The organism is Achromobacter sp. Marseille-Q4962 (assembly GCF_943737005.1).
GTDB lineage: Bacteria > Pseudomonadota > Gammaproteobacteria > Burkholderiales > Burkholderiaceae_B > Achromobacter.
On sequence record NZ_CALSFU010000019.1, the window covers coordinates 37933 to 57589 of the forward strand.

The 19657-nt window shown below is 69.8% G+C and carries 15 protein-coding genes; 11 read left to right on the forward strand and 4 right to left on the reverse strand.

What is annotated here, in order from left to right:
• Window positions 1-261: 261 nt before the first annotated feature.
• The 6 genes from siaA to NGJ44_RS17190 all read left to right on the forward strand — a co-directional run bounded on the left by siaA (window position 262) and on the right by NGJ44_RS17190 (window position 7328).
• The gene (siaA, locus tag NGJ44_RS17165; RefSeq protein WP_200908031.1) at window positions 262-2247 is read left to right on the forward strand and encodes a biofilm regulation protein phosphatase SiaA; all 1986 of its coding nucleotides are present in this window, start codon (window positions 262-264) and stop codon (window positions 2245-2247) included.
• A 24-nt stretch (window positions 2248-2271) separates the two neighbouring features.
• A complete protein-coding gene (gene siaB, locus NGJ44_RS17170) occupies window positions 2272-2811 on the forward strand; it encodes a biofilm regulation protein kinase SiaB (protein ID WP_251864680.1) in 540 nt (179 codons plus the stop codon).
• A gap of 117 nt (window positions 2812-2928) precedes the next feature.
• On the forward strand, window positions 2929-3306 hold the full coding sequence (gene siaC / locus NGJ44_RS17175; RefSeq protein ID WP_053245322.1) for a biofilm regulation phosphoprotein SiaC: 378 nt from the start codon (window positions 2929-2931) through the stop codon (window positions 3304-3306).
• Window positions 3303-4100 carry a biofilm regulation diguanylate cyclase SiaD gene (gene siaD, locus NGJ44_RS17180; RefSeq protein WP_053245323.1) on the forward strand — a complete coding sequence of 266 codons (798 nt, stop codon included), beginning with the start codon at window positions 3303-3305 and terminating at the stop codon, window positions 4098-4100. Before siaC ends, siaD begins: the two co-directional genes overlap by 4 nt.
• Window positions 4101-6716: a sensor domain-containing protein gene (locus NGJ44_RS17185; RefSeq protein WP_053245324.1), complete on the forward strand. Its 2616-nt coding sequence runs from the start codon at window positions 4101-4103 to the stop codon at window positions 6714-6716.
• Between the two features lie 144 nt (window positions 6717-6860).
• The gene (locus NGJ44_RS17190; protein ID WP_251864681.1) at window positions 6861-7328 is read left to right on the forward strand and encodes a MarR family winged helix-turn-helix transcriptional regulator; all 468 of its coding nucleotides are present in this window, start codon (window positions 6861-6863) and stop codon (window positions 7326-7328) included.
• Between the two features lie 57 nt (window positions 7329-7385).
• On the opposite strand, the gene NGJ44_RS17195 is transcribed toward NGJ44_RS17190, so the two are convergent.
• The 4 genes from NGJ44_RS17195 to NGJ44_RS17210 all read right to left on the reverse strand — a co-directional run bounded on the left by NGJ44_RS17195 (window position 7386) and on the right by NGJ44_RS17210 (window position 13512).
• Entirely contained in the window at window positions 7386-8702 is a 1317-nt protein-coding gene (locus NGJ44_RS17195) for an MFS transporter (RefSeq protein ID WP_053245325.1), read from the reverse strand.
• Between the two features lie 131 nt (window positions 8703-8833).
• Window positions 8834-11794, reverse strand: coding sequence for a c-type cytochrome (locus NGJ44_RS17200; protein WP_251864682.1), 2961 nt, complete (start codon window positions 11792-11794; stop codon window positions 8834-8836).
• Window positions 11791-12306, reverse strand: coding sequence for a (2Fe-2S)-binding protein (locus NGJ44_RS17205; RefSeq protein WP_251864683.1), 516 nt, complete (start codon window positions 12304-12306; stop codon window positions 11791-11793). The genes NGJ44_RS17200 and NGJ44_RS17205 overlap by 4 nt, the downstream gene beginning before the upstream one ends.
• 45 nt (window positions 12307-12351) lie before the next feature.
• Complete coding sequence (locus NGJ44_RS17210; RefSeq protein WP_251864684.1) at window positions 12352-13512, reverse strand: FAD-dependent monooxygenase; 1161 nt, start codon at window positions 13510-13512, stop codon at window positions 12352-12354.
• 315 nt (window positions 13513-13827) lie between these two features.
• Here NGJ44_RS17210 and NGJ44_RS17215 point away from each other — a divergent pair, with 315 nt between their 5' ends.
• The 5 genes from NGJ44_RS17215 to NGJ44_RS17235 are packed head-to-tail and all read left to right on the forward strand — an operon-like array spanning window position 13828 to window position 19653.
• On the forward strand, window positions 13828-14598 hold the full coding sequence (locus NGJ44_RS17215) for a maleate cis-trans isomerase family protein (RefSeq protein ID WP_286012383.1): 771 nt from the start codon (window positions 13828-13830) through the stop codon (window positions 14596-14598).
• A 43-nt stretch (window positions 14599-14641) separates the two neighbouring features.
• Entirely contained in the window at window positions 14642-15478 is an 837-nt protein-coding gene (locus NGJ44_RS17220) for an alpha/beta fold hydrolase (protein WP_251864685.1), read from the forward strand.
• A gap of 52 nt (window positions 15479-15530) precedes the next feature.
• The gene (locus NGJ44_RS17225) at window positions 15531-16604 is read left to right on the forward strand and encodes a 2,5-dihydroxypyridine 5,6-dioxygenase NicX family protein (protein WP_251864686.1); all 1074 of its coding nucleotides are present in this window, start codon (window positions 15531-15533) and stop codon (window positions 16602-16604) included.
• Window positions 16605-16624: 20 nt separating this feature from the next.
• Complete coding sequence (locus NGJ44_RS17230) at window positions 16625-17308, forward strand: isochorismatase family protein (RefSeq protein ID WP_251864687.1); 684 nt, start codon at window positions 16625-16627, stop codon at window positions 17306-17308.
• Between the two features lie 59 nt (window positions 17309-17367).
• Window positions 17368-19653 carry a xanthine dehydrogenase family protein molybdopterin-binding subunit gene (locus NGJ44_RS17235; protein ID WP_251864688.1) on the forward strand — a complete coding sequence of 762 codons (2286 nt, stop codon included), beginning with the start codon at window positions 17368-17370 and terminating at the stop codon, window positions 19651-19653.
• Window positions 19654-19657: the final 4 nt, after the last annotated feature.

The following is a 19657-nucleotide window of genomic DNA, read 5'->3' on the forward strand; positions in this document are numbered from 1 at the left end:
TCAATTCCCTTGACTGTTCTCTACACTTAGCGCGCCGGACGTGCCGCGCGGGCGCGCCGGCACTCCGTGCCTTGCCTGGCACGCGGCGGGCGGTGCGCGTGGGCGCACGGCAGGCGGCCGGTCCAGACCGGCCCCCGCGCCCGGCCGGTCCAGCGTGCCTGTGCAAGGCTGCGCGCGCGCCCTGATTTGATTTATGCAGCCGGTCCGTACCCGGTTTTCGGGACGGGCCGATGTCTTGATTGGCGGTTGGGAAGACTTCGCATGGCGAAATGGGGTTTGCGCAGGAAATCGTTGCTGGCGTTATTGCTGGCGTGCCTGGTCGCGCTGGCGCCGGCCGTGATCATCGGCTGGCAAGTGCTCGACGGCGTGCGCGAGCACTTCGGGCGCGCATTTGCCGACAACTTCACTCAACTCAACCGGCAGCGCATCCTGGCGCCGATTTCGCGCGAGCTGGCGCTGTCGCAGCGCCTGGCCGACAGCGAAGTCACGCGGCGCTGGCTGCGCAACGAGAGCGACCCGGCCGCCCGCGAGCTCTTTTTCGTCGAAGCCGACGGCTACCGGCGCGATCTGCTGAGCCACGCCTATTTCATCGCCAGCGCCGCCACCGGCAACTATTACTTCAACGACGACCAGCCCCTGTCCGAGGCGCCGCGCTATACGCTCAGCCCCACGGCGCCGGACGATGGCTGGTTCTACAACACCATCAAGTCGTCCGCGCCGTACAACATCAACGTCAATCCCGATCTCAAGCTCAAGACCACGCGGGTCTGGATCAACGTGCAGGTCCGCGACCGCGGCAAGGTGCTGGGGCTGACGGGCGGCGGCCTGGACGTGGGCGGGTTCCTGCGCGAGTTCGTCAATAGCGGCCAGCCGGGAGTAACGCCCGTCATCGTCGACGAAAACGGCGCGATCCAGGCGTATTCCGACGCGTCCCTCATTGCCTACAATTCGGGCGCGGGCGGCGCGAGCGACGCCAACACCGTGTTCCGGCTGGTGGACGACGGGCCGGGGCGCGACGCGCTGCGCTCGGCCATGCGGGCGGCGAAGGCCGATCCGCAGTCGGTGCAGAGCGGCTGGGCGGACGTCAAGGGCGTGAAGCAGCTCGTTTCCGTGGCCTATATGCCGGAATTGCACTGGCACGTGCTGACGCTGGTGGACCTGGGGGCGGCGCGCGTGCTGGACACGCGCTGGCTGTGGCCCGCCGCCGCCGGGCTGGTGCTGCTGTTCGCGGCGCTGCTGCTGTGTTTCGGCTATGCGGTCGAACGCCTCATGCTGCGGCCGCTGCGCCGCCTGCAGCAATCGGCCCGGGCCATCGCCAACGGCAGCTACGACGTGCGCCTGCCGCCGGGCGGGCAGGACGAGATCGGCGATCTGAGCCGCGCCTTCGGCATCATGGCCGACAAGGTGCGCCAGCACACGGCCGAGCTCGAAACCAAGGTGCGCGAACGCACCTCCGAGCTCGAGAGCGCCAACCGCGCCATGGCGGCCGCGCACAAGAAGATCGGCGATTCCATTGACTATGCCAGCCTGATCCAGCGCGCCATCCTGCCCGACCGCCAGTTGACGCAGTCGCTGGGCGCGCACCATTTCGTGCTGTGGAAGCCGCGCGACGTGGTGGGCGGCGATTTCTACGTGTTCCATTCCGACGGCGCCAATTGCCTGCTGGGCATCATGGACTGCGCCGGCCACGGCGTGCCGGGCGCGCTCATGACCATGCTGGCGCGCGCGGCCATCGACCTGGCGGTTTCCGAGGCCGGGCCGCGCGATCCGGCCGGCGTGCTGGCCCGCACCGACAACGCCATCCGCGCCATGCTCGCCGACGCGCAGCTGCCGCGCGCGCTGGCGACGAATACCGATGCGGGGCTGGTATATATTGACCGCCAGGCCGGCAGGCTGCTGTACGCAGGGGCGAAGATCAGCCTGTACGCAAGCAATGGCCACGACCTGCGCGAAATCCCCGGCGGCAGGCGCGCGTTGGGCGACAAGCGGGCCGGCGAGTACCGGAATATCGAACTGCCCATGGAGCCGGGCTGGACCTATTACCTGGCGACCGACGGCTTCCTGGACCAGGCGGGCGGCGAGCATGGCTTCGGCTTCGGCAACACGCGGTTCGCCGAAATGCTCAAACGGCATGCCGGGCGGCCGTTAACCGAGCAGGCGGCCGCGTTCACGCAGGCGCTGGCCGAGTACCAGGGCGGCCAGCCCCAGCGCGACGACATTACCCTGCTGTCTTTCCGATTCGAATAAACGTTATCAAGGCGGTAACCCCCCATGAATGCCTCCGATCTCTACGCATTGGGCGAACGGTTCACCCAGAGCCGCACCCTGCTGTGCTTCAACGGGCCGATTTCCCGCAGCCTGATCGAGGAGATCGGCAACGCGCTGAAGAACTACCTGACCGCCGAGCACGTGCGCCCGGCCGAGGCCATGGACGTGTTCTCGGTCTACATCGAGATGATCCAGAACATCCGCCAGTACGCGGCCCTGCGCGGCCAGGTCGACGCCGCCGCCACGGTGGTGATCGGCCGCAACGAGGACAGCCGCTACGTGGTGTCGGCCGGCAACCTGGTGCGCCTCGAGGACGGGCACCAGCTCGTGGCGCGCATCCGCGAGCTGGCCGCGCTCGACAAGCCCGCCCTGAAGGCGGAATACAAGGCCCAGTTGCACAAGCCCCGGGCGCAGGGCGTGGCCTCGGGCGCGGGCCTGGGCCTGATCGACATCCAGCGGCGCGCCGGCGCGCCGCTGGAGGCCAGCCTGAAGCCGGTCGAGGCGCAGGGCCTGGCCTTCTTCAGCCTGAGCGCGGTCATCTGAATGGCGATGGCGCGCATGTCACCGTTTCCTGAATCAGCAAACCCGCAACGGCCCCTGGCGGCCGCGGGCGGCGGCGCGCGCGCCGTGCCGCCCGCGCGGGCGTTATCGGAGTCATTGATGAACGACCTGAACATACCGGGCACCCAGTCCACGCCCGCCATTTCGACCGACGCCGCGACCGGCGTGCTGGCGATGCGCGGCGATTCCTATCCCGAAAATTCCTTCGAGCTGTTCGGCCCCGTGATCGAGTGGGTGGAATCGTACCTGGCGACGTCCGCGGCGCCGCTGCGCCTGGAGCTGGAACTGCTCTACCTGAACACCAGCAGCATCAAGTCCATGATGGATATCTTCGACCTGCTGGAAGCCGCCCACGGCAAGGGCCGCGAGGTGGGCGTGATCTGGTACTACGACATGCGCAACGAACGCGTGGGCGAGCTGGCCGAGGAGTTCAAGGAAGACTGCACCTTCCCCTTCTCGGTCGTCGGGCGGCAATGAAAACCGGCTCCTCCGAACTGGACCAGCGCATCGCGGCGCTGCTCGCCGATCCGGCGCATTTCGGCCATCCGCTGCGCGATGCGCTGGAATCGCTGTGGCGGCACAACGCCGAGCAGATGACGCGCATCGAGCGCGTGACCCAGCTTTCGGACGCCTTCCAGAGCATGGCCCACGAGCGCGAGCTGGGCCTGTGCGAACGCTTCGACCGGCAGCTGCGCCGGCTCGCGCGCATTGCGCGCATCTCCGATCACTACCAGAGCATGATGCGCGACCTCAACGCCGCGCTGCAGGAAACATCCAGCCGCGATCCGCTGACCGGCCTGTATAACCGCCGTGCGCTCATGGATATGATCAAGCAGGAAGTCACGCGGGCGGGCCGCAGCGGCCAGTCTTTCGTGGTCGCCATGCTGGACGTGGACCATTTCAAGTCCGTGAACGATCGCTACGGCCACGAGTCGGGCGACCGTGTCCTGGTGGAGCTGGCCGGCGTGCTGGGCGCCAGCCTGCGCGAGTACGACCTGTGCGGGCGATGGGGCGGCGAAGAGTTCCTGGTGCTGCTGCCCAACACTCCGCCCGAGGCCGCGCAGGGCGTCATGGACCGCCTGGTGGCGGCCGTGCGCGGCCTGGCGGTCGAGGTGAACGGCGACGTGCTGCGGCTGACCGTCAGCATCGGCATGGCGTCGCACCAGCTCGGGGAAACCTTTTCGGAAACGCTCAGCCGGGCGGATCAGGCGCTCTACCTGGCCAAGCAGGACGGGCGCGACCGCGTCGCGCTCGGGTTTCCCCGGCCCTGAATGAAACCGGAACCGCAGTCTTCCGGCATGGAGCCCTGTATGCTTGATTCTCATCTCGGCGTTTCGAGCGCGTCCCCGCCAGGGGATATGTGGCATGTGGGCAATTATCTGGCGTCGATGGACCGGGCACTGCTGCTGTTCGACTTCGACCCCGCCGGTCACGTGTTGCACGCGAACGCCAATTTCCTCGCCGCGGTGGGCTATTCCCGCGACGAAATCACCGCCATGCGCCACGACATGCTGTGCGACAGCATGGACGAGGGGCAGGGCTGCGCCAGCAGCGAGCAGGTCTGGGCGCGGCTGCGCCGCGGCGGCCATTTTTCGGGCACCTGCCGCTATCGCCGCGCCGACGGCGAATTCCTCTGGATCGAGGCCACCTATCTGCCCATCGCCGATGCCGCCGGCGAAGTGCGGCGCATCACCGTCATCTCGCGCAAGTCCATCGCCGATGCCGAGCGCCTGGAAGAAATCCGCCTGCTGATGCTGGGCATCAACGAAACCGGCAACGCGGTGGCCGTGTCCGGCGCCGACGGCCGCATCGTGTACGTGAATGACGGCTTCCAGCGCATGCTGGGGTTTTCGCGCGCGGATGCGCTGGACCAGGAACTGGGCGAGCTGCTGGCCGGCGGCCGGCCGGACGGCGGCACCCGCGAAGAGCTGGACCGCCGCATCGCCTGCCGCGACGGTTTCCACAAGGACGTGCTGGTCTACGACCGCGGGGGCAAGCCTCTGTGGGTCTCGGTCATGGCCAACTCCGTGTTCGACGAGCGCGGCACGCTGGTCAACATCGTGGACGTGCTCACCGACATCACGCCCACCAAGGTGCACGAAGTGCTGCAGCGCCGCGTGCTGCAGGCCATGGTGAACGAAGCCTCCGTGACCGAGGTGATGAACATGGTCTGCCGCGAGGTGGAGCGGCTGGCGCCCGAAGTGCTGGCCACCGTGCTGCGCGTGGACGAAAGCGGGCGGCTGCGGACGCTGGCCTCGCCCTCCATGCCCGCGGCCTACGCCGAGGCGCTGGACGGCCTGCCCATCGGCCCGCAGGCCGGCTCCTGCGGCACGGCGGCCTTCCTGGGCCGGCCCGTCATCGTGCCCGACATCGCCACCGACCCGCTGTGGCGCGACTACCGGCACCTGCCGCTGCCCGCGGACATCAAGGCCTGCTGGTCCTCGCCCATCAAGTCCAGCGACGGGCGCGTTATCGGCACCTTCGGCTTCTATTTCCGCGAACGCCGCCTGCCCGACGACTTCCATCATCGCCTGGTGGATGTCTGCGTCTATCTATGCGCGCTGGCGCTGGAGCGCGAAGAGGCCCGCGCCCGCATCCGGCAGCTCGCCTTCTACGACGAGCTCACCGGCCTGCCCAACCGCAACCTGCTGCTGGCCCAGGCCGAGCAGGCCATCGCGCGGGCCGAGCCCGACCGCAAGCGCGTGGCCGTGCTGTTCCTGGACCTGGACCGCTTCAAGCAGGTCAACGACACGCTGGGCCACCCCATCGGCGACGCCCTGCTGCGCGAAGTGGCCCTGCGCCTGCGCAAACTGGCGCGCGCCACCGACATCGTGGGCCGCCTCTCGGGCGACGAATTCGTCATGCTCATGCCGGATTTCGAGCACGGCCGGCTGACCGCCGCCGCCGAGCACATCCTCGTGGCGCTGGCCCAGCCGCTGGGCGTCGGCGGCATCACGCTCAACCCCTCGGTGAGCATCGGCATCAGCGTCTTTCCGGAAAACGGGCGCGACATGGACACGCTGCTGCGCCACGCCGACATGGCCATGTACCAGGCCAAGACGGCGGGCCGCAACCGCATTTCCTTTTTCAGCGCCGAGATGAACCGCCAGGCGCAGGAACGGCTGGCGCTGGAGGCCGCCCTGCGCGACGCGCTGGAAGCCAAGGCGCTGCGCCTGCACTACCAGCCGCAGGTGGGCCTGAAGAACGGCAGCCTGTACGGCGTGGAGGCGCTGGCCCGCTGGCGCCACCCCACGCTGGGCGACATCTCCCCGGCGCGCTTCGTGCCGCTGGCGGAGGAGTGCGGCCTGATCGGCGACCTGGCCCACTGGGCGCTGCGGGAAGCCTGCTCCCAGCTCGCGGCGTGGCGCGGCCGGGGTCTGCGCGTGCCGTCGGTGTCGGTCAACCTGTCGGCCACCAACTTCCACAACCTCAACCTGCCCCGCCTGATCGCGGACAATCTCGCCGAATTCGGCCTGGCCCCGGGCGATCTCATGCTCGAGATCACCGAAGGCGTGGTGCTGGACGCCACCGCCGGCACGCTGCGCACCATCGCGGAGCTGCACCGGCTGGGCGTGCGCCTGTCCATGGACGATTTCGGCACCGGCTATTCCAGCCTGGGCCACCTGCGCCGGCTCATCGTGGACGAGCTCAAACTCGACCGCAGCTTCGTGCAGGGGCTGGAGAGCGACGACGCGGCGCGCGCGCTCACCAGCGCCGTCATCCGCATCGGCGAAAGCCTCAGCCTGCCGGTGGTGGCCGAAGGGGTGGAAAACGAGGAGCAGCGCCGTTTTCTCATCGAGCAGGGCTGCGCCGCGGGACAGGGCTTCCTGTTCTCGCCGCCGCTGCCGGCCGAAGAGCTGGAAGCCTGGCTGCGCGAGCGGGGGTAGGCATCCGCCTTCCGGGCGCGCGCCCGGAAGGCGCGCCGGGCGGGCGCGGCGCCGCTGCACAGCGCGGCGCCGCCGGGCCTCGTACACTGCGCAAACATCCATTGAGAAAAATCACAGTGTCCATTGCATCGCTCGGATAGGCTCATGCGAAATACGAAAGGCAAGTCCGCCTCCAACGAAGACGACTATTTGTTCTCCGACCAGATCGGCCACCTGCTCCGGCGCGCCTACCAGCGGCATACCGCGCTTTTCCAGCAGTACATTCCCGACTCCCAGCTCACCGCGGCGCAGTTCGTGGTGCTCTGCTCCGTGCGCGACAACGAGGGAAGTTCCCTGGCCGACATCGTCAAGGCCACGGTGATAGACCAGGCCACCATACGCGGCGTAGTGGACCGGCTCAAGCAGCGCAAGCTGGTCCAGGTCGATCACGATCCGTTCGACCGCCGCAAGCTGGTCGTCAACCTCACGCCCGTCGGGCGCGGGCTGGTGGAGCAGATGGAGCCGTTCGCCAAGCAGATCACGGAAAGCACTTATGGCAAGCTCAATCCGGCCGAGCGCGTGGCGCTCGATTTCCTCTTGAAGAAGATGCTGGAGAGCGACGAGACGGAATGAGCGGCCGGTGGGCCGGGAGCCGCGCCCGGGGGCGCGGCTCCCGGTTGCCGGCGCCGTTCAGTCCAGCGCGCGGTTGCGCGATTCCACGTCCACGGCCCAGATCGAAAGCGCGCCCGCCGCCAGCATGCTCGACAGCACGACCAGCGCCAGCGTGAAGTGGCTGCTCATGATGGGCGCGATGATCGCCGGCGCGAAGAGCCCGCCGAAACGGGCGACCGCGCCGGCCATGCCCATGCCGCTGGCGCGCAGGTCGGTCGGGTAGACCTCGGGCGTGAAGGCATACAGGGCTCCCCAGGTGCCCAGCAGCGAAAAGCTCATCAGCAGGGTGGAGCCGACCACCACCACGGGCGAAGTGCCCAGGCTGTAGAGCATGCAGCCTGCGGCGCTCAGCAGCAGAAAGCCGATGAGCGTGGGCTTGCGGCCCCAGCGCTCGACCCCGTAGGCCGACAGGGCGAAGCCGGGCAGCTGCACGAGAGCGAGCACGACCAGGAATTCCTGCCCGCGCATGAACGCGAAGCCCGCGCTGCTGAGCTTGATGGGCAGGTAGACGAAGACCCCGTAGTAGGCGATGGAGATCAGCGCCCAGGCCAGGAAGAGCGAAACGCTGCGGCGCCGGTAGCCGGAGGAGAACAGCGCCGACAGGGGCTTGCGCTCCAGCAGTTCGGGCTTGATTTCAGGGATCTCGGGAGAACGGCCGTTGACGCGGGCCACCCGTTCCAGCACCTTGCGCGCCTGGCCCGGCCGGCCGCTGCGGTTCAGGTACATGGGCGATTCGGGAATGTAGAAGCGCAGCGCCACGCCGATGAGGGCAGGCAGCCCGGTCACGAAGAAAATCATGCGCCAGGCATCGTCTCCCCGCGACGCGGCAGCCAGCGCCAGCACGGCCAGGCAGATGGTGCCCACCGCCCAGAACGATTCCAGCAGCACCAGCCAGCGGCCGCGGCGGTCGCTGGGCAGGAACTCGGCCATCATCGTGTAGTCCACCGGCAGCGTGCCGCCCACGCCGATCCCCGTCAGGAAGCGCAGCAGCAGGAGCCAGCCGAATTCGGGCGCGAAAGCCGAGGCCACCCCGGCGCAGGCGTCGACGATGACGGCCATCATGAGCACCGGACGGCGGCCGATGCGGTCGGCCAGGCGGCCGAATACGAAGGCGCCGATCAGCATGCCCACGAAGAAGGACGTGCCCGTCTGCAGCGCCTGGGGCACCGTGATGCCGAAGGTCTTGGCGATCGTCGGTGCGCTGAAGCCGATGGACAGCACCTGCATCGCGTCGGCCAGCCACACCAGGCCGAAAATCACGAAGAGCCGGTACTGGAATTTGCCGACGCCCGCCGCCTGGATGCCCTGTTCCACTGAAATGAATGAAGCTGACATGTGTAGATTTCCTTTTTGTCATCACCGCAATTGCCGATTCCGCGCGTTTCCGGGCATGCAAGCCGCGCGCCGGGCCGGGGGGAACGGCTCATGGGTGGCTCACAGGGGCCGTTGCCCCTGTTTTCCCCTTGCTACTCTTGCTGCGCATGCGCGCGCAGCCTGCTGATCGTCGTCGTGTCAACTGTCCAGGCTTCTTCCTCCGGCGCAAACCGTCCGCGCAAATAGTCGATCAAATCCGCAATCTGCCTGTCGTCCAGGCTGTGCCCGAACCCAGGCATGTATCCCAGCTCGTCGTTCGCGGGAGCCTGGATGCCGTTCAGGATCACGTGGACCAGGTTGTCGGGCGTTGCGGCGTGCAGGTTGGTATTGAGCCCGAGCGGGGGCTTCACGCCAAACAGCGTCGGCCCGCTGCCGGCCTCGTGACAGGCAGCGCAGGCGTTCCGGTAGATGCGTTCGCCGTTCGCGCGCCTGCCCGCGATGGACAGGCCCGCGTCCGGCGCCGAGGCGGGCGGCGCGGCGGAGGGCGCCACGGCCGCCGCCGGTTTCGGCAGGTCCATCAGATAGGCGACGATGGCGAGCACGTCGCTCTCGGGCAGCTCGGCCAGGCCGTGGATCACCGGAGCCATGGGGCCGGCCGCCACGCCGTGGCGGGGCGAGTAGCCGGTGCGCAGGTACTGGTAGAGCTCGTCCCGGCTCCAGGGCAGCTTGCCCGAGGCGAGCCGGTCCAGCGCGGGCGCGGTCCAGCCCTCGGCCAGGCCACCGGCGAGATAGTGCGGGCCGCGTTTTTCCGCGCCCAGGGCATTGCGCGGCGAATGGCAGGCCGCGCAGTGGCCGGCGCCTTCCACCAGATAGGCGCCGCGGTTCCATTCGGCGCTGCGCGCGGGGTCGGGCGAGAACGGTCCGGCGCTGTGGAACAACAGGTTCCAGCCGGCCAGGAGGGGGCGCAGGCCGAATGGAAAAGCCAGCCGCGTTTCGGGTGGACTGGACGTCACGGCCGGCTGCGACATCAGGTAGCCGTACAGGGCCTGCAGGTCCGCGTCGCTGAGCTTGGCGAAGGCCGTATACGGAAACGCGGGATAGAGCCGGCGTCCGTCGCGGTGGATGCCCTGGCGCATGGCGCGCTCGAAGGCGCCATAGGACCAGCGGCCGATACCGGTTTCGTTGTCGGGGGTGATGTTGGTGGAGTAGATCGTGCCGAATGGCGTTTCCAGCGCGAGGCCGCCGGCGTTGGCCGCGCCGCCCGGCGCGGTGTGGCAGGCCACGCAGTCGCCGGCCGCGGCCACCAGGCGTCCGCGTTCGATTGCCTGCGGCGAGTACAGGGAAACGTCGGGGCCGGCCGTGGGCGGCATGGCCGGCCTGAGCGGCCAGATCATGGCGGCCATGCCGGCGACGCCCGCGGCCCCGGCGGCCAGCCAGCCCCAGGCGCGCCGCAGCGGGTTGCGCGCGCGTGCGCGGCCGCTTGCGGCGCATGCCCGCCGGAGCTGTTCCGCGTCGAACGGCGCCTGCCGCAGGCGCACGCCGGTTGCGTCCTGGATGGCGTTGGCGATGGCGGCGGCGGCCGGCAGCGTGAGGACGCCGTCGCTGGCCAGCATGCCGTGCGCCAGCGCCCCGTCTCCGGCCGGCGCGCGCTCGCGCAGGTCCCCGGGCCCTTCCCGCGCGGCCAGCACGGTCGAGCGCGCCTTGGCGGCCGGCGCGGTCAGGCCGGCCCAGTCGTCGAAGGCCGGCGGACCAGCCAGCAGGCGGCGCGCGCCGGCCAGCAGTTCGGGCGCCTGATGCACGATTTCACGGACGAAGGGCGCGCTCTGCGCGGCGCGCAGGTGCTGGCTGTCGTGGCCGGCGACGACGCGCGTGACTTCGATATGCCCGGTCTGGGGCTGCACGGCGACTTCGGCCACCCAAGCGCTCCACACCGTGCGGCAGTCGCCGTTTTCGTCCACGCATTGCGCCTGTGCCGCGGCGAATCCGCTGCCCCGCAGGAGGCCGCCGGCGCGCGGCGCGTTGCCGGCGTCGCCGGAGGCGAACGCGCGAGCCTGCTCGGCCACCTGCCGGGCGAGATCGCGGCCCCGGCCTTCGGGAAGATGCCGCAGCCGCCACGCCAGGGGATCGACACCCCGGGCAAGCGCCTGCTCGTACCAGAGGCTTTCCTGGGCGAACACCTGCGCGGCGTTCAGATCCTGCACCCCGGCATGCGGCGCAGCGCAGGGCCGCGCCGCCGGCTGCACAGCAAAATCGGCATGCACGGTGGGGTGCAGGCACGCATTCGTCTGCCGGGGCCGGCTCAGCAGGCGCGCCAGGCTCGGACGCACCGCCCAGGGCGTATCCGACCGCAGCGCCAGCGGCGGAGCTCCGTGCCCGGCGCCGTCCGGCCGCGCCGCGTCGCCGGAAGGGGGCGCCGCGGCGCGCAGCACCGGCGCTTCGGGCGGCCGCAGCACGAGCTCGCCGGCCGGCCCGGACCGGCAGGCCACGCAGACGGGCCGGCCCACGGCCTGCGACAGCAGGGCGGCATCGGCCACGGCATCCAGCAGGTCGAGCGGATGCGCGAACATGGGCCCGTCGCCGGGCAGGCCGCGGTCCGGCCCGGCGTCTTGCCAACTGTCCAGGCTGATTGCGGTTTCGGGCTGCCGCAGCAAGGCGGCCAGCTCGCGCCGCGCCATGCGCCGCGCATCCGGCGGGCAGGGCGGCAGCCACACGCGGGTCTGGCCCGGCAGGCTCCACGCGGCCACCCTGACGCCGGCCGCCGCCGGAGACGGCGCCATGCGCCAGGTGTAGGCGGCTGCGCCCGCCGCGCCGCCGCAGGCCGCGGCCGCCCGATGGCCGGCGGGCGATTGCCACACGGGGGCCAGGCTGTCTGCCGCCTGCCTGGCATACAGCGGGCTTACCGCGACCACGCCCACGAAATGGCCGCGCCGCACGGCCGCCACGACGCCGGCCATGGACCGCGCCTCGGCCAGGCGGACGCTGGCCAGTTCGCTGCCGCGATAGCGCTGGCCGTCCCAGCCCGCTTCCGGCGGGCGCAGCGCCAGGCCGTGCAGCACGTCGCCCGGAAGCGCCTCGGGCAGGCCCGCTCCGGCGGAACGCAGGGCCCCGTTCATGGCAGTCGTCCTTGCGCGGCGCCGGCGCGCAACCGCGCCGCGCGGCGCGCCGCCTGCATGATTTCCACGTGCGTGCCGCAACGGCACAGGTTGTGCTGCAGTTCGTTGCGCAGTTCCTGGTCCGAGGGGTGGGGGTTGCGGCGCAGCAGGGCTTCCACCGTCATGATCATGCCGTTGAGACAGTAGCCGCACTGCGCCGCCTGGCAGTCGATGAAGGCTTGCTGCACGGGACCGGGCCGCTGCCGCGTGCCCAGGCCCTCCAGCGTGGTCACGCGGCGGCCCTGCGCGGCCTTGACGGGAATCACGCACGACCGCGCCGCCACGCCGTCGATCAGCACGGTGCAGGCGCCGCACTCCCCCAGCCCGCAGCCGTATTTGGGGCTGTTGAGCGCCAGGTCGTTGCGCAGCACATAGAGCAGGGCCGTCCCGGGGGCGACGGCCGCTTCGCGGCGGCATCCGTTGACGTGCAGGCTGACCGGGCTGTCCGGGCTGGGGCGGGTCGGGCTTTCCATGCTGTGCGTGGCCTGTGGCGGAGGTTCGACGGGACCTAGAAAATATCAGGCCGCCGCCTTCCTGGGCCCGGGCTCGACCAGGGGCACGGCGAACACGTCGTAGCCGAAGCACCACGAGGGGTCTTCATTGGTGCGCAGCCAGGTGTTGTCGTGGGAAATGCGCTGCACCTTGCTGGCGCGCTCGGCCCGGTTGGCTTCATACAGCGCGAACGCCAGTTCGTGGTTGTGGGCGCCCACTTCGCGGAAGCAGCGCGCCAGCATGGCGCCGTCTTCGATGGCCATGGCGGCGCCCTGGGCCATGTGCGGCTTCATCGGATGGCACGCGTCGCCCAGCAGCACCAGCCGGCCCCGGCTCCACAGGGGCAGCGGGTCGCGCTCGAGCAGCGACCATTTGGTCACTTCCACCGTGGCGTCGATGAGCGCCTGCACCGTGGGATGCCAGCCCTGGAAAGCCTCGCGCATTTCTTCCTTGCTGCTGGGCAGCCAGCGGTCTTTCAGGTCCCACTGATCCACCGGCACGCCGGTCACGTAATAGAGCTCGTCGGCCTTGCCGGTGACGAAGTAGGTCATCATGTGGCGGTCGTCGCTCCACCACTTCACGCAGGCGTCGAAAGGCAGCATGCCTGCCTTGACTTCGGGCGTGGGAAACACCGCGCGGTGCGCCAGGTAGCCCGCGTACTTGGGCGGCTCCGGACCCAGCAGCGCTTCGCGGATGCGCGAATTCACGCCGTCGGCGCCGATCACGATGTCGGCCTCTTCGGTGGAGCCGTCGGCAAAGCGCAGCGCCACCCCGTCGCCGCGGTCTTCGACCCCGGTCAGGTGCTTGCCGTAGGACATCACGCTGTCCGGCAGGGCGTCGATGAGCAGGGCGTGAAAGTCGCCGCGGTGCACCGTGAGATAGGACGCGCCGTAGGTCTTGACGGCGTGGTCGCCCAGCGGGATCTGCGCCAGCACGTCGCCGGTCTGCCAGTGACGGCTGTACCAGTAGTCCGGGTGGGAGCCCTGGGCGTTCAGCGCGTCCTCGATGCCGATGCGGCGCAGGATCTTCATGACGTTGGGGCCTACGTGGATGCCGGCGCCCAGGCGTGAAAAATTCGGCGCCTGCTCGTAGACGCGGACGTCGAGGCCTTCCTGGAGCAGCAGCGAGGCGGTCGCCGCACCGCCGAGACCGGCACCGACGACTGCGATACGAGGGGATTTGGACACGGGTTTTCTCCTAGCGGGATGGGGATGGATCGATAAAGGGATCGGCGGGATGCGCCGCCGGCGGCGCGGTGTGGAACATGTTCCGGCAACGCCCGATTTGCAAAGTACACACTTTAATTTTCCTGAAATGCAGGCATTCGAACTGCCGGGAATTTTGCATGGAAATTTCCTTTAGAGCGCAATTTTTCTCGGAAAAATAGGTGAAAACCACTAGAAGAATGATGTTTGCGATTCGCTGGTGTGTTTGCAAGAATAGAGCGTATACATTGTTTTTCAATTGATCGAAAACCCTAGCCTTTACCTCGGGGCTCCCACATGACCAAGACTTTCCGGATCGGCCAGATCGTTCCCAGCTCCAACACCACCATGGAGACTGAAGTGCCGGCGATGCTGCAGGCCCATTCGCTGCTGCGCCCCAACGACCGCTTCACCTTCCATTCCAGCCGCATGCGGATGAAGAAGGTGCGCAAGGAAGAGCTCGCGGCCATGGACGCTGAAAGCGACCGCTGCGCACTGGAACTCAGCGACGCGCGCGTCGACGTGCTGGGCTACGCCTGCCTGGTGGCCATCATGGCCATGGGACGCGGCTACCACCGCGTGTCCCAGCAGCGCCTGACCGAACGCACGGCCGCCAACGGCGCGTCCGCGCCTGTCATCACCAGCGCGGGCGCGCTGGTCGAGGCGCTCAAGGTCATGGGGGCGAAGAAGATCGCGCTGGTGGCGCCCTACATGATTCCGCTGACCGAACTGGTCATGGACTACATCGCCGCCGAGGGCTTCGAGATCGTCGACTGGCGCGCGCTGGAGATTCCCGACAACCTCGAGGTAGGCCGTCACGACCCGGCCAGGCTGCCCGGCATCGTGTCCGGCATGAACTACGCCGACGCCGACGTAATCGTGCTCTCGGCCTGCGTGCAGATGCCGTCGCTGCCGGCCGTTGCCCAGGTGGAAGCCGAGACGGGCAAGCCCGTGCTCACCGCGTCCATTGCCACCACCTACGCCATCCTCAGGGAGCTGGGCCTGGACCCGGTGGTTCCCGGCGCCGGCGCGCTGCTGTCGGGCGCCTATCCCCATCAACGGGCGTGAGCGGCCGGCACGGTCCGCCGCCCCGACTTTCCAGGAACGCAAAATGAGCCTTGCATCCAGCACTTATCTTTATGGCGGCCATGTGCACGCCAACGGCATACGCCAGCATTACCTGCGCTACGGCGGCGCCGGGGGGCGGCGCGCCGGGCGCGATGCGCTCATCGTCATCCCCGGCATTACCAGCCCGGCCGTGACCTGGGGCTTCGTGGCCGAACGCCTGGGCCGCCAGTTCGACACCTATGTACTGGACGTGCGCGGGCGCGGCCTGTCGTCTTCCGGGCCGGACCTGGATTACGGCCTCGACGCGCAGGCGGCCGACGTCACCGCGTTCGCCGGGGCGCTGAGGCTGGCGCGCTATGCGCTGCTCGGCCATTCCATGGGCGGCCGCATCGCGGTGCGCGCCGCGGCCGGCCGGCCGCAAGGGCTGGCGCGCCTCGTCCTCGTCGATCCCCCGGTCTCGGGCCCGGGCCGCCGGCCGTATCCGGCCAAGCTGTCCTGGTACGTGGATTCCATCCGCCAGGCCACGCGCGGCATGAACGCGGAAGACATGCGGGCATTCTGCCCGACCTGGACCGAGGAGCAGCGGCAGCTGCGCGCGCAATGGCTGCATACGTGCCACGAGCCGGCCATCGTCCGGAGCTTCGAGGACTTCGGCCGCGACGACATCCATGCCGACCTGCCGCGCATCGCCGTGCCGCAACTGCTGGTCACCGCCGGGCGCGGCGGCGTGGTGGGCGACGAAGACGCGGCGGAGTGGCAGGCCCTGGCTCCGCAGACCCTGCACGTGCGCGTGCCGGACGCCGGCCACATGATTCCCTGGGACAACGAGGCGGGGTTCTACGCCGCGCTGGGCGACTTCCTGGGTTGCCGGGTGGACTGACGGCCCGTCGATTCCCCTTTTCGATTTCTCTTGCCGCTCCAAGGAACACGCCATGTCCGTCAGCGATACCGATCTGATCCGCGCCTGGAAGCAGGTGCTCTCGCTTTCCAGGCTGGAGGCCGGCCAGGTGGTCACCGTGCTTACCGGCGCCGACACGCATCCGCAGACGCTGCGCTGCGCCCTTGCCGCGGCCGGCGCCATGGGCGCGCGCGTCAACCGGCTCGACCTGCCGCCCGTCAATGCCGAGAAGTCGCTGAGCCGCGACGCGCTGGCCTATCTGGGTGCCACCCCGCTCACCGGTAACCCGGCGGCCATTGCCGCGCTCAAGGCGAGCGATCTGGTGCTCGACCTCATGACCCTGCTGTTCTCGCCCGAGCAGCACGAGATCCTGCAGACGGGCGCCAAGATCCTGCTGGCCATCGAGCCGCCGGAAGTCCTGTGCCGCCTGGTGCCCACCGAGGCGGACCGCGACCGCGTGCGGGCCGCGTCCAGGCTGATCGAAGACGCCCGCGAGATGCGCATCACCTCGGCGGCCGGCACCGACCTGCGCTGCCGGCTAGGCAGTTTCCCGGCGATCTGCGAGTACGGTTTCGTGGACGAGCCCGGCCGCTGGGACCACTGGCCCAGCGGTTTCGTGCTGACCTGGCCCGACGAAGGAGAAAGCAACGGGCGCGTGGTGCTGGACCGCGGCGACATCCTGCTGCCCCTGAAAGACTACGTGACCGAGCCCATCGAACTCACCGTGGAAAAGGGATACGTCACCCGCATCGCGGGCGGGCTGCAGGCGGACATCCTGCGCGAATACATGGCCTCGTATGAAGACCCCGAGGCCTATGCGGTGTCGCACATAGGCTGGGGCCTGCAGCCGCGCGCCCACTGGTCCATGCTGGCCCACTACGACAAGGAAGCCCACATCGGCATGGACGCCCGCGCCTTCGAGGGCAATTTCCTCTGGTCCATGGGGCCGAACAACGAAGCCGGAGGCAGCCGGACCACCGCCTGCCACATCGACATTCCCATGCGCAACTGCAGCGTCGCCCTCGACGGCCGGCCGGCCGTCATCGAAGGCGTGGTGCAGGACGAGCCCGGCCTGGCCCGCGCCGCGCGCCGCAAGGAGGCCGTATGAACACGGCAATGGAGGCCGCAATGAACACCGCAACCGATAGCGCCGGCGGCCGGCAGGCCGTCCCGGCCGCCGGCGTGGCGGGCGACATCTCGGCCTACGCCCGCCAGGGCTTCGGCACGCCGCTGCCGCTCAAGCCTCCCTTCGGGTTGCTCATTATCGATTTCGTCAACGGCTTTGCCGACCCCGAGGTATTCGGCGGCGGCAATATCGCCCGGGCCATCGACCGCACGCGCCTCCTGCTGGCCCATGCGCGCGCGCGGGCGTGGCCGGTGGCGCACAGCCGTATCGTCTTCTCGGACGACGACGCCGACGGCAATATCTTCTGCCTGAAGGTGCCCGGCATGCTGACCCTCAAGGAGCACAGCCACAACAGCGCCATCGTGGCCGAGCTGGCGCCGGTGCCCGGCGAGTATGTCGTGCGCAAGAACACGCCGTCGGCGTTCTTCGGCACCATGCTGGCGCCCTGGCTGGCCCAGCGCGGCGTCCAGACCCTGCTGGTCGCCGGCTGCGTGACCAGCGGCTGCGTGCGCGCCAGCGTGGTGGACGCCATGCAGTCGGGTTTCCGGCCCCTGGTCGTGTCCGACTGCTGCGGCGACCGCGCCCTGGGCCCCCACGAGGCCAACCTTTTCGACATGGCGCAGAAGTACGCCGCCGTCATGCCGCTGGAACAGGCCATCGCCGACACCGGCGCGCTGGCGCCCTGAGGGCCGCTCCCAGCCGGGAATGCCGGCATAATCGGCGTCTGTCCGGCAATCCTCGCCCCATGAACCTGCCCCAGCCCCAAGCCCTGCACGATGCGCTGCTCGCCCATCCCGGCGCGCTGCTCGTCGTGCGCGAGCCTTCGGCTCCGCCGCGTCCGGCCCCGGGCCAGCCGGGCGCGGCGTCGGACTACGTGCAGGCTACGCCCGAGATTTTCGTGGCCGTGCTCGCCCACGACGTCCCGCCGGGCGGGCAGGGCGGATGGCGCGTCATGGCCTTCAACGGCCACGTGGACCTGGGCACGGGCATACGCACCGCCCTGGCGCAGATCGTGGCCGAAGAGCTGGACGTGCCGATGTCTCGGCTGGAAATGGTGCTCGGCCATACCGGCGCCGCGCCGAACCAGGGTCCGACCATCGCCAGCGCGAGCATCCAGATATCGGCGGTGCCGCTGCGCCGGGCCGCGGCCCAGGCGCGCGAGCATCTGCTGATGCTCGCGGCCCGGCAATGGGGCGTCGCGCCGCAGGCGCTGTGCGCGCGCGACGGGGCGGTGCGGTTCGCCCACGGCGACGACCCGCGCCGGCTCGACTACGGCCGGCTGGTCCGGGGGCGGCATGTCCGGCTGGCCCTGGCCCCGTCCGAACAGGAAGTCCGGCTCAAGCCCGCGCGCGACTACACCATCGTGGGGCGCGGCGTCGCGCGCGTGGACATTCCGGCCAAGGCCGCCGGCGAACTCGCCTTCGTGCACGACGTGCGCTTGCCGGGGATGCGCCACGGCCGCGTCATCCGGCCGCCGCATCCCGGGCGCGACGCGGGCGATTTCATCGGCCGCTGCCTGATCGGCGTCGACCGCCAGTCGGTGGCCCACCTGCCGGGCCGCGTGCAGGTGGTGGTGCGGGGCGACTTCGTCGGCGTGGTGGCCGACCGCGAGGAGCAGGCGGTTGCGGCCATGCGCGCGCTCAAGCTGCGGTGGAAACCGGTGCCGCCCGCGCCGGACCTGCGGGACCTGGCCGCCGCTATCCGCGCCAACCCCGCGAGCCGCCGGCTGCTGCTCGAGGAAGGAGACGTGGAGGCCGCCTGCGGCCGCGGCGCCGCCCGCGTCCGGCGCAGCTATGTGTGGCCGTACCAGATGCACGCTTCCATCGGCCCGTCGTGCGCGGTGGCCGAATTCCGCGACGGCCGGCTGACGGTCTGGTCCGGCAGCCAGAACCCGCACATGCTGCGCATCGACCTGGACCGCCTGCTGAAACTGGGCGAAGACCGGATCGACATCGTGCGCATGGAAGCCTCGGGCTGTTATGGCCGCAATTGCGCCGACGATGTCTGCGCGGACGCCGCCCTGCTGTCCATGGCCGTGGGCGGGCCGGTTCGGGTGCAGCTCACGCGCGAGCAGGAACACCAGTGGGAGCCCAAGGGCACGGGCCAGCTGATGGACGTGGAAGCCGCCATTGGCGCGGACGGCGGCCTGCTGGCCTACGACTTCGCCGTGCGCTATCCGTCCAACGACGCGCCGCTCCTGGCGCTGTTGCTGACCGGCAGCATTCCCGCCAGCCCGCGCACGCTCGAAATGGGCGACCGCACCGCCGTGCCGCCGTACCGCTGCCCGAACCGGCGCATCGTGTGCCACGACATGGCGCCGCTGGTGCGCTCCTCGTGGCTGCGCGGCGTCTCGGCCCTGCCCAATTCCTTTGCCCACGATTGCATGATCGACGAGCTGGCGCACGCGGCGCTCGCCGATCCGGTGGACTACCGCCTGCGCCACCTGGACGACAGGCGCGCCATCGAACTCATCGAGGCCACGGCCGCGCGCGCCGGCTGGCGCCGCCACGCGGCCGGCAGCCGGGGCCGGCCCGCGCCGGACGGCCTGCTGCATGGCCGGGGCATGGCCTACGCGCGCTACGTGCACAGCAAGTTTCCCGGTTTCGGAGCGGCCTGGGCCGCCTGGGTGGTGGACCTGTGCGTGCACCCGGACAGCGGCCGCATCGACGTCCGGCGCGTGGTCGTCGGCCAGGACACCGGCATGGTGGTCAATCCCGATGGCGTGCGCCACCAGATCCACGGTAACGTCAACCAGACGCTGAGCCGCTGCCTGGTCGAGCGGGTCGATTTCGACGAGGCGGGCGTGGCGAGCCGCGAATGGGGCGGCTACCCCATCCTGGGCTTCAGGGACCTGCCGCCCATCGACGTTCTGCTGATGCCGCGCCAGGACGAGCCGCCCCTGGGCGCGGGCGAATCCGCTTCCGTTCCCGGCCCGGCTGCGATCGCCAACGCGCTGTTCGACGCCACCGGCCGGCGGTTCTGCCAAGCGCCGTTCACTCCCGAGGCCGTGCGGGCCGCGCTCGCCGCATGAGGCG